The organism is Streptomyces sp. NBC_00335, assembly GCF_036127095.1.
Lineage (GTDB): Bacteria > Actinomycetota > Actinomycetes > Streptomycetales > Streptomycetaceae > Streptomyces.
Genome location: NZ_CP108006.1, coordinates 937,366 through 951,160, shown reverse-complemented (window position 1 = coordinate 951,160; position 13,795 = coordinate 937,366). Strand labels below are relative to the sequence as shown.

General features: G+C 70.5%; 13 protein-coding genes and 2 pseudogenes. 5 read left to right on the top strand and 10 right to left on the bottom strand.

The window, feature by feature from the left end:
• Positions 1–82: 82 nt before the first annotated feature.
• On the bottom strand, positions 83–1,288 hold the full coding sequence (locus tag OHA37_RS04415; protein ID WP_266902643.1) for a methyltransferase: 1,206 nt from the start codon (positions 1,286–1,288) through the stop codon (positions 83–85).
• Positions 1,289–1,404: 116 nt separating this feature from the next.
• A complete protein-coding gene (locus OHA37_RS04410; RefSeq protein ID WP_266902641.1) occupies positions 1,405–1,785 on the bottom strand; it encodes a tetratricopeptide repeat protein in 381 nt (126 codons plus the stop codon).
• A 158-nt stretch (positions 1,786–1,943) separates the two neighbouring features.
• Here OHA37_RS04410 and OHA37_RS04405 point away from each other — a divergent pair, with 158 nt between their 5' ends.
• Entirely contained in the window at positions 1,944–2,909 is a 966-nt protein-coding gene (locus OHA37_RS04405; RefSeq protein ID WP_266902639.1) for a pirin family protein, read from the top strand.
• Between the two features lie 444 nt (positions 2,910–3,353).
• Here the strand turns inward: OHA37_RS04405 and OHA37_RS04400 are convergent, their stop codons facing one another.
• From OHA37_RS04400 to OHA37_RS04390, 3 genes and pseudogenes are all read right to left on the bottom strand, one after another.
• A complete protein-coding gene (locus OHA37_RS04400) occupies positions 3,354–4,445 on the bottom strand; it encodes a GNAT family N-acetyltransferase (protein WP_443046110.1) in 1,092 nt (363 codons plus the stop codon).
• Positions 4,446–4,898: 453 nt separating this feature from the next.
• Entirely contained in the window at positions 4,899–5,207 is a 309-nt protein-coding gene (locus OHA37_RS04395; RefSeq protein ID WP_266902637.1) for a BBE domain-containing protein, read from the bottom strand.
• Positions 5,208–5,379: 172 nt separating this feature from the next.
• Positions 5,380–5,619, bottom strand: a pseudogene (locus OHA37_RS04390) (hypothetical protein); the annotation flags it as partial.
• Here OHA37_RS04390 and OHA37_RS04385 point away from each other — a divergent pair.
• Both OHA37_RS04385 and OHA37_RS04380 read left to right on the top strand, forming a co-directional pair.
• Positions 5,606–6,145 (top strand): SDR family NAD(P)-dependent oxidoreductase, encoded by a 540-nt coding sequence (locus OHA37_RS04385; RefSeq protein WP_266902635.1) that lies wholly within the window; start codon positions 5,606–5,608, stop codon positions 6,143–6,145. The pseudogene OHA37_RS04390 and the gene OHA37_RS04385 sit on opposite strands and share 14 nt — an antisense overlap.
• The gene (locus tag OHA37_RS04380) at positions 6,108–6,539 is read left to right on the top strand and encodes an NUDIX hydrolase (protein ID WP_266902633.1); all 432 of its coding nucleotides are present in this window, start codon (positions 6,108–6,110) and stop codon (positions 6,537–6,539) included. Before OHA37_RS04385 ends, OHA37_RS04380 begins: the two co-directional genes overlap by 38 nt.
• A 90-nt stretch (positions 6,540–6,629) precedes the next feature.
• Here the strand turns inward: OHA37_RS04380 and OHA37_RS04375 are convergent, their stop codons facing one another.
• From OHA37_RS04375 to OHA37_RS04355, 5 genes are all read right to left on the bottom strand, one after another.
• The gene (locus OHA37_RS04375; protein ID WP_266902631.1) at positions 6,630–7,127 is read right to left on the bottom strand and encodes a hypothetical protein; all 498 of its coding nucleotides are present in this window, start codon (positions 7,125–7,127) and stop codon (positions 6,630–6,632) included.
• Complete coding sequence (locus tag OHA37_RS04370; RefSeq protein ID WP_266902629.1) at positions 7,124–7,249, bottom strand: hypothetical protein; 126 nt, start codon at positions 7,247–7,249, stop codon at positions 7,124–7,126. Before OHA37_RS04370 ends, OHA37_RS04375 begins: the two co-directional genes overlap by 4 nt.
• A gap of 114 nt (positions 7,250–7,363) precedes the next feature.
• Positions 7,364–7,843, bottom strand: coding sequence for a hypothetical protein (locus tag OHA37_RS04365; RefSeq protein WP_266902627.1), 480 nt, complete (start codon positions 7,841–7,843; stop codon positions 7,364–7,366).
• An 893-nt stretch (positions 7,844–8,736) separates the two neighbouring features.
• Positions 8,737–9,567 (bottom strand): peptidoglycan recognition protein family protein, encoded by an 831-nt coding sequence (locus OHA37_RS04360; RefSeq protein WP_266902625.1) that lies wholly within the window; start codon positions 9,565–9,567, stop codon positions 8,737–8,739.
• A gap of 341 nt (positions 9,568–9,908) precedes the next feature.
• On the bottom strand, positions 9,909–10,664 hold the full coding sequence (locus OHA37_RS04355; RefSeq protein ID WP_266902623.1) for a hypothetical protein: 756 nt from the start codon (positions 10,662–10,664) through the stop codon (positions 9,909–9,911).
• Here OHA37_RS04355 and OHA37_RS04350 point away from each other — a divergent pair.
• Both OHA37_RS04350 and OHA37_RS04345 read left to right on the top strand, forming a co-directional pair.
• Positions 10,639–10,959: pseudogene (locus OHA37_RS04350) on the top strand (class II aldolase/adducin family protein); the annotation flags it as partial. The gene OHA37_RS04355 and the pseudogene OHA37_RS04350 sit on opposite strands and share 26 nt — an antisense overlap.
• Positions 10,960–11,088: 129 nt before the next feature.
• Positions 11,089–13,560 carry a glycoside hydrolase family 9 protein gene (locus OHA37_RS04345; RefSeq protein WP_266902621.1) on the top strand — a complete coding sequence of 824 codons (2,472 nt, stop codon included), beginning with the start codon at positions 11,089–11,091 and terminating at the stop codon, positions 13,558–13,560.
• The last annotated feature ends 235 nt before the right edge of the window (positions 13,561–13,795 follow it).

Sequence of the window (13,795 nt, the reverse complement as noted above, 5' to 3'; positions counted from 1 at the left end):
GGCCCTCGGCCCTTGAGCGAGAAGGCCCGCCGGCCCCGGAGTGTTCCGGGACCGGCGGGCCTCCTCGCGCGAAGGCGACAGGTCACGCGCCGCGGGGCTGCTCGCGCCGCTTGACCGCCCGCAGGACCACGAACTTCGGCTCGCTCGCGGCGACTTCGCTGTTGCCGAAGAGGCGGCGCAGGTGGGTGTGGTACCCCATGTGACGGTTGGCCACCACCCACAGCTCGCCACCCGGCCGCAGCGCCTTGCGCGACTGCGCGAACATCCGCAGCGCCGTCGCGTCGGTCGTCGCCTGGTGGGAGTGGAAGGGCGGATTGCAGAGCACCAGGTCCACCGAACCGGGCGGCAGCATCGAGACGCCGTCTCCGACGATGAACTCGGCGCGGTCCAGGCGTCCTTGGATGTTGGCACGGTACGTGGCCTCGGCCGAGGCCACCGCCTGGTACGACTCGTCCGTGAAGACGACCTCGGCCTCCGGGTCGGCCACCGCGACAGCCGTGCCGACGATGCCGTTGCCGCAGCCCAGGTCGACGACGCGGGCGCCGTCGGTGTTGGTCGGAATGCTCTGGAGGAAGAAGCGGGTGCCGACGTCGAGGCGGTCCGCGCAGAAGATCCCGGCGTGGTTGACCACGGTCAGCCCGGAGCCCGACCCGGCGTCCTGGTCGACGGTGTAGGTCACCGGCCACGGACCGTCGGTCCGGGGATGCGCGGCTCCGGGGTTCCCGGGCGTGCAGAAGATCAGCCGGGCCTTCTTCTCGGCCAGCGAGGTCTTCGTCGGACCGAGGATCTTCTCGAAGAGCCGCAGGGTGGAGGTGTGGATCTCCTTCACCATGCCGGTGCCGACGACCACGGTGCCCGCGTGCACGTGCGGGGCCACGCGGTAGAGCTGGTCCTCCAGCAGCGCCAGGCTCTTGGGCACCCGCACCAGGAGCACGTCGATCCGCTCGGGCACCGCGTCCTGCGTCGTGAGCAGCGTCACGGTGCTCTTGGCGGTCCCGATGCCGTTGCGGTCCAGATTGGCGGCGGTGGCGGAGCGGGTCAGGCTGGAGTCGGTGATCTGGGTGGGGTGGTGCGCGGCCAGCGCCGTCGTCAGCGCCCCCCAGCGGTCACCGATCACCGTGATCTGCCCGGCGCCGGCCAGATCCACCGGGCCGCGTTCACCCGTACCGGATTCGAGGTGGCGGAGCAGGTACTCGTCGGCGGCGTCCCATGCGAAGAGCCGGTCGCGCGGGTCCTCGGGGAAGCGGGCGAGCTCGTAGGAGCCGAAGGGCGTGGTCAGACGGTTCATATTGACCCCAGGCTAACCGAGGGACACCCCCGGTCCCGCACGGGCGGGGCCGGGAGAGTGGGCGGCGCGTTACACGCCCCCCGCCGAGGCCCCGCCCCGGGGCGGCTCCGCCACCCCTACTCCGGGAAATCCCCGGCCATCGCGGCGGCGATCCGCAGGTACGCAGCCGCCTCGGCGGCCCGGCCCTGGCGCTCCAGCGTCCGCCCGAGCATCAGCTGCGCGTAGTCCTCCACGGGCCAGCGGTCCAGAACGCCGCGGAGCTCGCCCTCGGCCTTGGAAAGCTGCGCGGAGTGGTAGTAGGCGCGGGCCAGCAGCAGCCGCGGAGCCAGCAGCTCGGGGGCCTCGGCCGCCACGCCGTGCAGGACACGGGCGGCGTTCGCGTACTCCTTCGCCTCGAAGAAGAGCCGGCCGCGGTCCCAGCGCTCGGCGGTGGTCCCGTGCTCCAGGTAGCCCTGCTGCGCGTCGATCGCGCCCGTCACGTCCCTCGCGCTGCTCACGTCCATCGGATCCCTTCCTCGCCTTCCTCCGTACGGTCCTGTACCGAGGAAGGCCCTCTCTGCTGCCCTGATCGTCGTTCCGTCGGGCTGCTCAACACGTGGATCCGTACGCACATTCCCCTGACCTCGGCGGCGGCGCCGGGACTAAGTTGTGCGGTATGAGCAATCTCGATCGCCAGCCCGCTCTCTCCACCTGCGGCGGCCGCGGGTTCGTCGTCGCCGAGCCCGTGCGCGAGCTCCTGAGCCCGCGCACCGTCAAACTCGGCGAGTCCACCGAGGTCCGCCGACTCCTGCCGAACCTGGGCCGCCGCATGGTCGGCGCCTGGTGCTTCGTCGACCACTACGGCCCCGACGACATCGCCGACGAGCCCGGCATGGCGGTGGCCCCGCACCCCCACTCGGGCCTCCAGACGGTCAGCTGGCTCCACGAGGGCGAGGTGCTGCACCGCGACAGCGTCGGCAGCCTGGCGACGATCCGCCCGCGCGAGCTCGGCCTGATGACCTCCGGCCGGGGCATCAGCCACTCCGAGGAGAGCCCGCGCCCGCACGCCCGCCTCCTGCACGGCGCGCAGCTGTGGGTGGCCCTCCCGGACGCCCACCGCGACGTGGACCCGCACTTCCAGCACCACGCCGACCTCCCGCAGGTCACCGCCCCGGGCCTGACGGCGACGGTCATCCTGGGCACCCTGGACACGGCGACCTCACCCGGAACCGCGTACAGCCCGATCGTCGGCGCGGACCTGACCCTGGCGTCGGGCACGGAAACCCGCCTCCCGCTGAACCCGGACTTCGAGTACGCGGTCCTGTCCATGTCGGGCGAAGCCCACGTCGACGGCGTCCCGCTCCTCCCGGGCGCCATGCTCTACCTCGGCTGCGGCCGCACGGACCTTCCCTTGCGCGCGGTCTCGGACGCGGGCCTGATGCTGCTGGGCGGAGAGCCGTTCGAGGAGGAGATCGTGATGTTCTGGAACTGGATCGGACGGTCCCAGGAGGACATCGCGGGCTTCCGCGAAGACTGGATGAACGGCACCCGCTACGGCGAGGTCAAGGGCTACGACGGCGCTCCGATTCCGGCTCCGGAACTGCCTCCAACTCGTCTGAAGCCCAGGGGGAGAGTGCGTTGAGCTGCGCCGCTGCTGTCGGGAGTGGATCAGGGTGGAGACTTTCGCTTCGTTCCGGTTTCCGTGGCCCGGTGGACGTCATTAGGGTCTCCCGGCAGCGTTTTTGATCTTGGGGTGCGCCCCGCGTAGGGCAAGGTGTGGCGAGGCCTGGTCGGACGAATGCTGACCCTTTGCTGACGCTACTGGCGAGTAGTGAGATTCTTGACTTGGAAGCTCAGGGGTGTCGTCCAGCAGGGCGACGCCAAGGGGGGGCGCCAGGTCTGGGACCTTCCGGCTGTCATGGACGGTTCTGCGTGAGCTCTCGCCCGAGGCTGAGGTCGGCTTGCGGCCCGTCCCGCAGGCCGGGGCGGGACGCTGTGGACAGTCGACAATGCGCGGTGTTGACGCCGTCGCCGCGACTTGCGGCCAGGACGTGGCTCATGGAACTCGACGACGGGTGGCTCCATCTCAAGGGCGGCGGTCACGCGTCTTGCCGACTGCTTCCAGGATGTGTACGGCTGCGGTCCGGAGCTGGGGCCGCTCTCGCACGAAGCGGCGGACAGCACGTGCAGGTTCGCGGCTGAACCAGTGGAGAGCCGCACCGGGACTGCGCCGCAGAAGAGCGCCTTCATGAACCGTCAGCTCTCCTGTTTTGAGGGAATCCTTGTAGGCGGCATCCCCCCTGCCGAGGTCGAGCATTTCGATGCCGGCGGCAGCAGCCGCCTCGATCATGCGGAGATGGAGAACGAGACCGGGGGAGAACTGGGCGAAACCCCGGTCGTAGGCGGGGAACCAGTACGACAGCACGGTGCGTGAGCGCAGCCCGAAGTGCGCGGCGACAGGCCTGTCGCCTGCGTAGAGCACCGATAGCAGGCCCGAACAGTCGGGTGTGTCCGTGCTGGCCAGGTTGCTCACCAGGTTGTTGATCCAATTCTGGGCGAATCGGTCGCGCCGGCCTGTACGGCGGTACTGGGCGGATTTCCATTCCATCAGCGTCCGCAAGGCCGCCGGATCTCGTTCGTCGAACACGAACCTCAGCGGCCCGACCCGGCGTCCCAGCCGGCGGTCCTGTGCCAGGGTCGACTTCAGGAACGTGCGGGAGCGTGATCGGAGCAGGTTCTCGTAGTGGGTGTAGCCGCCGCTGAGATCGATGACGGGGGAGGCGAATCGCCCTGTGGCGAACGGCAGGAACAGGTCCTGGCCGCTTTCGAGATGGTTGAACTCCCAGACGCTCAGGGAGCTGGCGCGCAGGAGTTGGTGCGGATCCACGTGCACGTCGGGGTGCAGGACGGCGCCTTGGCAGTCGGAAACGCCCAGGCCGATCGCACGGCCGCGGCCCCACCGGCCCCGCTCGAAGGGGAAGAAGCCGGCGGGCTCGCCGTCTTGGCGCACGACCGCCACCCTGGCGCCCGGCCGGACACGGCCGACCCTCTGGCAGAACTCAGGGCTCATGAAGGGATTGGCGACGGGCGCCGTCCTGGCCCGCAGCGCGCTCCACAACTGCAGGTCTGTCGGGCTCATGTCGGCAGGGTGCAGCACGTCGATGCGTTGAGTGGGCACGTCGGCTCCTGGTTCATTGGATTGCTCGCGGGGCTGTGGGCCGACCCGCCCACACGAGTAGTGGGTTGCGGACGGGCCGGGCACAACCGCCGCACGGGCATGGCCCCGGCCTGCGTCAGCGGCCCGCGCGGGGTCCCCCTCCGGCTGCCCTGCTCGATGGCGAAGTGGCGTCGAGGCGCGTGGGCTCCAATGGCCTCGCGACTGCCGAAGTGTCGGACAGCTGCAGGCGGCGACGCCGAGGCCGACCGCGGCGCACCACCGTGTTGGCCAGGAGGGCTTCGCCAGAGGGCGCACCTGTCTGAACGCTTCGAGAGCCGACGAACGGCCGTGGATCCCGAGTGCCGTTCGGGGTGATCCAGGGGACGAAGAGAGCGCGCAGACGTACGGCAAGGGGAGCCAGCTCGCCTTGCACCGAGCTCCCACGCCGCGGGCAGGCGGCACTCAGGTCGGTGGTCAGTGAACTTCTCCCTCCGGCTCGCGGCAAGGCTGTGGCGAACACGACGGTGAAAGAAGAAGGAGCACGCACTCATGACCGTACCCATACTGGTCGAGAGGGTGTGTGCGGCGGCCTGGAACAAGGAGGCTGGTGTATCCGAACCTTCGCTCTAAGCCGCCTTCTAAGGGATTAGCCTGGGCGGCGTAGCCCCAGGCGTCGTGCATCACGATGTGATGTTGTGGTTCAGGCGGAACTAGGTTTCCGGGGTCGTAGCGGCGCTTCAGGGACCGGAGCCGGTCGTGGTTCTGCCCGTAGTTGGCGGGCACCCAGTGCTGGGCCGCCGGCGCCCTGGCCAACCTGACGCTGATGCGGGGCAAGCCCGGTGCCAACGGGTCGGCGGTGGAGGGGGGCCGCCGCAGGGGCGGAGAGGTCCGAACGGCTTGGCCAGCTGCTCGACAAGAACTGACGGAGGGAAACAGCGGTGCATCCTCGCTCCGGTCAGGCGGCGACGGTCTGACGTCCTCCCCCGATCTGGGCGGGTGACAGACGGCCCGTCCGGTGCAGGACGTAGAGCGCGACTGCGCAGGCCAGGCCGAGCAACCCCAGCGCCACCCATGGCAGTGTCGGCACTCCGGCATCGTGCGCGAAGTCCGGTGCCACGCCTGTCAGGAGGTTGCCGACCGTGATGCCGATTCCGCAGATGGTGTTGTACGGGCCGTAGTGCGTGGCCACGAGACTGCCCCTGCTTGAGCCCCCTCTCCAAGCCCGACCGCTCCAAGGCCGCACCGCCCTTGTCACGGGCGGGGTCACCGACATCGGCGCCGAGATCGGGCGCACGCTCGCGACAGCCGGAGCGACCGTCGCGGTGAACCACCTTGGCCAAGTCCCCGACGCCCACGCCCTCCACGCCGCCTTCGAGCGCGACGGCAGCCCCGGCATCGCAGTGAACGCCGACCTGACCGATACCGACGCCGTCCAGAGCATGGCCGATCTCGTCCGCGCCGAGATCGGGCCCATCGGCATCCTGGTGAACAACGCAGGCTCTCACCCTCGCGTCCCCTGGCAGGACACCGACGAAGCCGCCTGGAGCTACTGCCTCGACGTGAACCTCACCGCCCACTACCGCACCTGCCACGCCCTGACCCCCGGCATGATCGAACGCCGTCCACGTCGATGGCGGCCGGCTGCTCCACTGAGACCACCAACAAGCAAGGAGACAGACCGAAATGAAGGAACGAGTCCGCGCCGTCCTCGTCACCGCTGACGACACGATGCTGGTCATCCGCCGTACCAAGCCCGACATCCCTGAGTACTGGGTGCTCCCCGGCGGGGGCGTCGAGCACGGCGACGGGTCTCGCGAGGCTGCCCTCCACCGGGAGATCCACGAGGAGATCGCAGGGAAGGCCGACATCATCCGGCTCCTCCACACGATGGAGTCCGACGGTGAGCGCCAGCTCTTCTACCTCGCCCGCATCGCGACGTGGTCCTTCGAGGACCGCACCGGGCCGGAGTTCAGGGCCGAGGGACGCGGCGCGTATGCCCTGGAGGAAGTCCCGCTGACCGTGGAGGGCCTCGACGGCATCGACCTCAAGCCCGAGGAGATCGCCCACGTCCTCCGAGGCGCCATCGGCGCCGGCACCCTTCAGGTAGGGGCCTAGAAGTAGCCGCTCGTCTTTGTGGACCTTCCGTCGGGACCAACGCCGAGGTGTCGGCTCCGACGGCGTGCTGCGGCTGCCACTCCTCGATGTTCAGTAGCGGGGAGAGGCCTTAGGGCTGAGGCGGAGGACGGAGGGTCCGGCATCTGTGCAGCTGAGGCCTCCGAAGCGCTGGCTCCGCGCCCTCGACCCACACCGTCGGAACTGAAGCTCGGCCATCAGCCGATCGGTCTCCTTTCGGGCCGGCACCAGCAGCGGATCCTCGTTGCATGCGTGGAGCCCGACGATCTTCGACAGGAAGAAGAGCGACATCGGCTTCCCGTCCCGGCTCTCCAAGTCCGCACGCCGTTCCTGCTGGACGCGGTCCGCGAGCGCCGGGACGGCAAGCGCGTTGCCCCACAGCGTTGCGGCTTCCAATCCCCGTGGAGCCGTACCCCAGTCCTCCCAGTCGATGATCGAGAAATCTGGTCCCATCACGTTGGCCCAGGTCAGATCCGCATGAGCCGGTACCCATCGCTCGATCCGCGTATCGGTGATGCTGGGGAAGACCTCCCCGAGGGTCGCGGTCACCTTCCCCTGTGTGATCGTCACGGTTGTGTGATCGTCACGGTGTCCGGTGTCGCGATCCGTGGCGCCTGCCGTGCGGCAAGGGCGTCCAGCGAAGAGGTCAGCGCCTCCCACCACGAATCCGGCAGGCCCGGGTCTTCGAACACCAGGGCCCCCTTGCCGACTGGTGGCGCCGCAATCAGCTGAAGCCGATCGAGTGGCGGTGACCCTTCCATGATCGTGCGGCGGGGCCGTCCAGAACACCGAATTGCGGCGCGCCCTCACTTGCAGAAGGTCTCCTTCGCCACGGCCGCACCCTTGGTCCAGCCGTCCGAGAACGCCTTGTTCGCCGAGGCTGGGGGCCTGGCGTCGCAGTTGTCGGCCACGGCGTCCCAGCCCGCGGTCAGCCCGGCCTTGTAGGTGGTGCCCGGCGTGGTGGAGGGCTTGGCACCGCCGGTGCACGGCGTGGTGCTCCCTGCCTGCGTCACCGCGTACCTGTCGTCGGGCTTGCTCCCGATCGTGAAGGCCCCGCCGTCGGGAACGTTGAAAGTCGTCGGCGCCGCACCCGGCGAGGACAACAGGGCCTGGCCCTGCGCGAACCCCTCGCCCGAGAGGCTGACCCGCCCCGCCGGGTCCGCGGCGGACACGGTGCAGGTGGCGGCGGGCGCCGCAGCGGGAAGTGCGGTCGCCGTCGGCGCCGCGGCGAATGCAGAGATCCCCAGTGCGATCAGAGCGGCGGTGATGTGCGGGCGTCGGTGCATGGTGCTACTCCTCGTCAGGGGTCCTGACGCGCACGATCGGGCACTGTGCCTGCCCGCGCGTCGACGCGCCGCAGTCACTCCATGGTCCCCCGCGGGGGTGGGGGTGTCGACCGCAGGGGGGACCGGCCGGTGATGGCGTACGGGGCATCCGGGCTGGTCAGAGGTCCAGGATGACGGCGTAGGCGAGGAAGAACAGGGCATAAGCCAGGACCATCAGACGATGACCACGAGCGGCCCAATGCCCCAGCCTCGGGTGAGGGGACGGTACGGGCCGGCCCCCGAGCCGGTGCGCCAAGGGGGTCGGGCGGTCACACGAACCCGCGGAAACGGCGGTTTCCCCCACCGGAGCCCGGCTGTACGTCAGCCACCCCAACGGCGCGCACGGGGTATCCGTCATCGACCTCGCCACCCACTCCGTCTCCGCGACCATCGACAGTCCCGAAGGCGCGCTCATCGGAATCGACCTGGGCTCGGTGCCGGGGACCTCAAAGGTGTCCTGCCCGGCCGGCAGCGTGCTGACGGGCGGCGGCTTCGAATCCACCGGTCCCGCACCGGATCAGCTCGTCAGCAGGCCGGTACCCGGCACCAACGACTGGGAGGTGAACGGGCAGAACAGGACGCGGGACGACGTCACCCGTGGATACCCGTGGATACCCGTGGATACCCGTGGATCCGCCTCCGCAGTGCGACGAATGCGCCGAGGGGCGGCCATGGGACGAATCGTGCGAGCCACACCCCGGAGAGCCTCCGATTCCTCCCGGACACCCCGGACACCCCGGACCTCCCGGACCGGCTGGAGCCCCGGTCCCACGGAGCGGTTGCTGCTGACGGTCGGGCCGTTGGGGGGCGACGACCGTACCGAACCGTGACGTGAGCCGTCGGCGCCGTGCGTGTCAGCCGTGGCGCGGAGACCCCAGCAGGCCTTCCGGGACGTACTCCGAGTGAGCGTCGGCCCCCGCCGCCGGGTCGGCGGGCCAGTCGAGAGGAGGGTGTTCGGGCCGGCGCGGCAGCGGCACGGGCTCGGCGCTTCCGAGTCGCCGGGCGACGTCCTCGCGCAGCTTCGGCAGCAGCGCGTAGAGCGTGTCACCGGGACACGCGGTGCTGTTGAAGTCCCGGTGCCCGTAGATCTCGGAGGCCGGCACGTCGTACTGGCGGCACACGCGGGCGCACAGGTCGGCGAGGACGGAGAACTGCGCCGGCGGAGGCTGCACCGTCATGTAGGTGCCCTCGTTCTCGATGCCGATGGCCACGTCGTTCTGGCCGACGCAGTGGGCGCCGCGTACCGTCCGGGCCCCGGCGTCCAGCGCGGCGAGGCTGTGGTGCCGCCCCTCCAGGACGAAGGCACCCCTGCTGATGGTGAAGTGCTGGCCGGTGTCGATCCAGCCCTGCATGTCCATGTGGTACGTCTGGATGGCACGGGCGAGTCTGAGGGCCCGCTCCCGCGAGTAGTCCGTGACGTTGGCCGTGGCCGTGTGGTGGATGATGATCTTCTCGGGCCGCGAGGCGAGCAGTACGACGGGTTCGGACGCCTCGCGGGCGCCCCAGCCGGCGCAGTCGGTGATCTCGGGTGCCGGGTGGTCGTCGCGGCGCTGGAATGCCCGGGGACCGGTGGAGGCCCTGGCCGGGGAGGCGGCGGCGGTGGGCAGGATGGAGGCGGCTCCGACCGCGAGCGCGGCGGATACCAGAGCCCTGCGGGTGAGCCGGGAGTGCGGTGTGAATGTCATGGAGCAGCCGTTCCGGTGGGGGGAGACGTCCCATGGAACGAGGCGTGCCCCCCGGGGGGCACGCAGGCGCTCCGGGGACGCGGTCCGTTGGCCCTTTGGGGGGACGGCGAGTCGGCCGCACGGTGTAGGGCGGCTCCGCTGCCCGGTCGGCCGGGCCACGGCCGACGCAGGCCTCGGCCCGGCCCGGGGCCCGGAGTCGTCACCGGTGGCCGCGGTGCCGCGGAGGCTCACACCCGGCCGGCACTGACGACGTCCGGCGCCAGACCGGCACAGCTCAGTCCGTAGGGTGAGGGTCCGGCGGGTGACGGATTCGCGGCTCGCGGTCCGGTCGCCGCCGCTTCTCAGGGGCCTTTGTTGAGTTCCGCGACGATCGAGGCGGGGGTGTGTCCGCTGCCGTCGGACAGGCGGTGGAAGTCGACGGAGACGAAGTTCGGAGTGCGGCCCCCGCTGGCGGTCCGGCACTGCTCCGCGATGCGGTTCCTGAGCTTGGCCCCGTTGTCCAGGGACGCGGTGAGGACCGTGGGCACGTTGCGGTGGTGGCTCATCGTGAACAGCCGCCGGAATCCGGGTTCCTGCCGGTCCAGGGGCACGTCGGGCCAGCGGGTGACGCACGCGAGGTCGTCGCCCAGGTCGCCGAGGCTCCAGTAGTTGCTCACGGTCCAGGACTTGTCGTACATGACGCCCAAGTGCTCGCGGTCGGACCGGTCCGAGAAGACGATCAGACGCTTGCCGGTGGTGACGAGGTCGGCCACCTTCGGCCAGCCCTGCTGCCGTACGCCCCACTCGTCGGGCCGGAACAGCAGCGGGTCGATCCCGCGGACCCTGCCGAGTGACTGCCGGAGTTGCTCGGCGCTGACGTAATCCTCGAGGAAGACGGTCACCACCTCCTGCGGATGGGAGGCCAGGAAGTCGACCACTGTCTGCATGGTGCCGTGGAAGGACTGCCTCGGGAGCGCGTACGTGACTCCGGCGAAGGTCTTGCATTCGCCGTGGCACAGGTAGACGTCGCTCGGGTAGCAGTCGCTGCCGAAGCACAACCAGGTGCTGCGCTCGTACCAGTGCGTGTCCAGGCTCAGGGGACGCCTCAGGCCGTCCACCGACACCCATCGGTGCCTCTACGGGGCCTTCCCCTCCATCGGCGGCGTCACCCACACGCACTCGACGCACGCCGTCGCCTTCGCTCAGGCGCGCCGCCCGATCCCCGTACAGGCGGCGCTGGAGAACGCCATCGTCTGCGAGGCCGTGGCGGAGATGGCGCTGCACACGCTGGCGCTGGGGTCCCGCCTCGGGGAAGCCTCCGAACCGCCGAAGCACCTGCTGGAGCGGCACTTCACCCGTAAGCACGGACCGGACGCCTACTACGGCAACGTCCCTCACGCCCCGGGTGTCTGAAACGCGGCCTGGTCTCGGGGAAAGGTCCCTCAACCGCCTTTTCGGAAAGGCGCCTTGACGTTCCCGCCGGGCGCCTGGCTTGATTGGGAGCGCTCCCACTCCAAGCCGCCCCCCGAGGAAGGCTTCACCGTGCCTCCTGTCACCTCCGCCCGCGGCGTGCCACGTCGCGCGGCCGCTGCGCTCGCCGGCCTCGCGCTGGCCGTCGGCGGCCTGTCCACGGCAGCCCTGACCGTTCCGGTCGCGGCTGCCGCCACCGTGGCGGCCGCTGCCGACACGCCTGTACGGGTCAACCAGCTCGGCTACCTGCCCGACGGCCCCAAGCGGGCCACCGTGGCCAGCTCCGCGACCGCCCCGCTCGCCTGGCAACTGCGCGACGCCTCCGGCACGGTGGCCGCCTCGGGCGTCACCACGGTGCGCGGGGCCGATCAGGCGTCCGGCCAGTCCACGCACCTGGTGGACTTCGGTGCGTACACCGGCACAGGGGCTGGCTTCACCCTGGTCGTCGACGGCCGGACCAGCCACCCCTTCGACGTCTCCGCTTCGCTGTACGACGGACTGCGCGCCGACAGCATGTCGTTCTTCTACCAGCAGCGCAGCGGAATCGCGATCGACGCCGCCCTGGCGGGCGGCAGCGCCTACGCCCGCCCCGCCGGGCACCTGGGCGTCGCCCCGAACAAGGGCGACACCAGCGTCCCCTGCCAGGCCGGGGTGTGCGACTACCAACTGGACGTGCGCGGCGGCTGGTACGACGCGGGCGATCAAGGCAAGTACGTGGTCAACGGGGGCATTTCCGTCTGGGAAATGGTCAACTCCTTTGAACGAGCAGGCCGTTCGGGCGGCGACGCGGCGCTCGGAGGTGCGACGCTGCGGGTGCCGGAGCGTGGCAACGGGACGCCGGACGTGCTGGACGAGGCCCGCTGGGAACTGGAGTTCCTGCTGCGGATGCAGGTTCCCGCGGGAAAGCCGATGGCCGGGATGGCCTTCCACAAGATGCACGACGCCAAGTGGACCGCTCTGCCGACCCGGCCCGAACTCGATGCCGAGCAGCGTGAGCTGCACAAGCCGTCGACCGCCGCGACGCTGAACCTGGCGGCCTCGGCCGCACAGTGTGCACGGGTGTACGCGCCGTACGACGCCGCGTTCGCCGCGCGCTGCCTGGACGCGGCCCGCCGCGCCTGGACGGCTGCCAAGGCCAACCCGAACGTGCTTGCTCTCGCGACCGACAACACCGGCGGAGGTGCGTACGAGGACGCAGACGTCTCCGACGAGTTCTACTGGGCGGCGGCGGAACTCCTGGCCACCACCGGCGAGTCACAGTACCGGGACTCCGTCACCTCCTCTGCGCACCACACCAAGCCCGTCGACGGGTTCTGGTGGGGCGGCACCGCGACGCTCGGCCGGATCACCCTCGCCACCGTCCCCGGGGCGGCCCTGCCCGCCGCAGACGTGGCCCGGCTGCGCGGCCTGCTGACCACGGCCGCCGATGGCCACCTGACCACCATGGCCGGACAGGGCTACGCGGTGCCGCTTCCCGCCACCGCGTACGTCTGGGGCTCCAACAGCTCCGTCACCAACAACGCGATGGTGCTGGCCGTCGCATACGAGCTCACCGGGCAACAACGCTACCGGGCCGGAGCATTGGAGTCCCTGGACTACCTGCTCGGCCGAAACGCACTCGACCTCTCCTACGTCACCGGCTACGGCGACCGCTACGCCGAGAACCAGCACCACCGGTTCTGGGCGCACCAGAACGACGCCTCGCTGCCGCACCCGCCGGCCGGTTCCTTCGCGGGCGGGCCGAACGCGGGGCTGGAGGACCCGGTGGCCAAGGAGAAGCTCGCGGGCTGCGCACCGGCGGCGTGCTACGTGGACGACATCGGCTCGTACTCCACCAACGAGGTGGCCATCAACTGGAACGCCTCGCTGGCCTGGCTGGCGGCCTTCGCGGCCGAGCGGCGCGGCGCTCCGGCGGTGCCCGTGGTCCAGGTCGCACCGGCGGCCGTGACGGTCGCGGAGGGCGGCTCGGCACGGGTGGGCGTGCGGCTTTCGGCAGCGCCCGCGCAGAACGTGACGGTGACGGTGGCCCGGAGCACGGGCGACGAGGATCTGTCGGCAGCCGCGACCCTGGTGTTCACCCCGGCCGACTGGGCGACGGCGCAGCAGGTTTCGGTCCTCGCCGCGCAGGACCCCGACGCGTCGTCGGGCAGCGCGACGTTCGCGGTCGGTGGTCCTGGCGTGCAGTCGGCGACGTTCACGGCGGCGGAGGCGGACGACGACGCTTCGGCGGCCTCTTGCGCGGTGGCGTACCGGATCGACAACGCCTGGGGCAACGGCTTCACGGCGACGGTGACGGTGAAGAACACCGGAACCTCGGCGGTGTCCGGGTGGACCGTCGGCTGGAGCTTCGCAGGTGACCAGCGGATCACCAACGCCTGGAACGCCACGGTGAGCCAGTCGGGCAGCACGGTCACCGCCCGGGACACCGGGTGGAACGCAACACTGGCACCCGGCGGCAGCGTGAGCTTCGGCTTCCAGGCGACGTACTCGGGTACCAACGCGATGCCGGCGCGCTACACGCTCAACGGAGCGCTCTGCTCCTGAACGATCGTCACGTCCCGTCCACCCGGCGATGGACGACGGAGTGGAGCCAGGATCGTCCTGGCTCCACTCCACGGCGGGTCGTCAGGTACGGGTCCAGCGCTGGTTGCTGCCGCCCGAGCAGGAGTAGAGCTGGATCAGGGTGCCGGTGCCGGTGCCGGCGGCGTCCGGACACTTGTCGCCGTAGACAGGTTCAAGTCGGCGGGCTTGCGGCTGATGGCGAGGGGCTGGGCCGGCT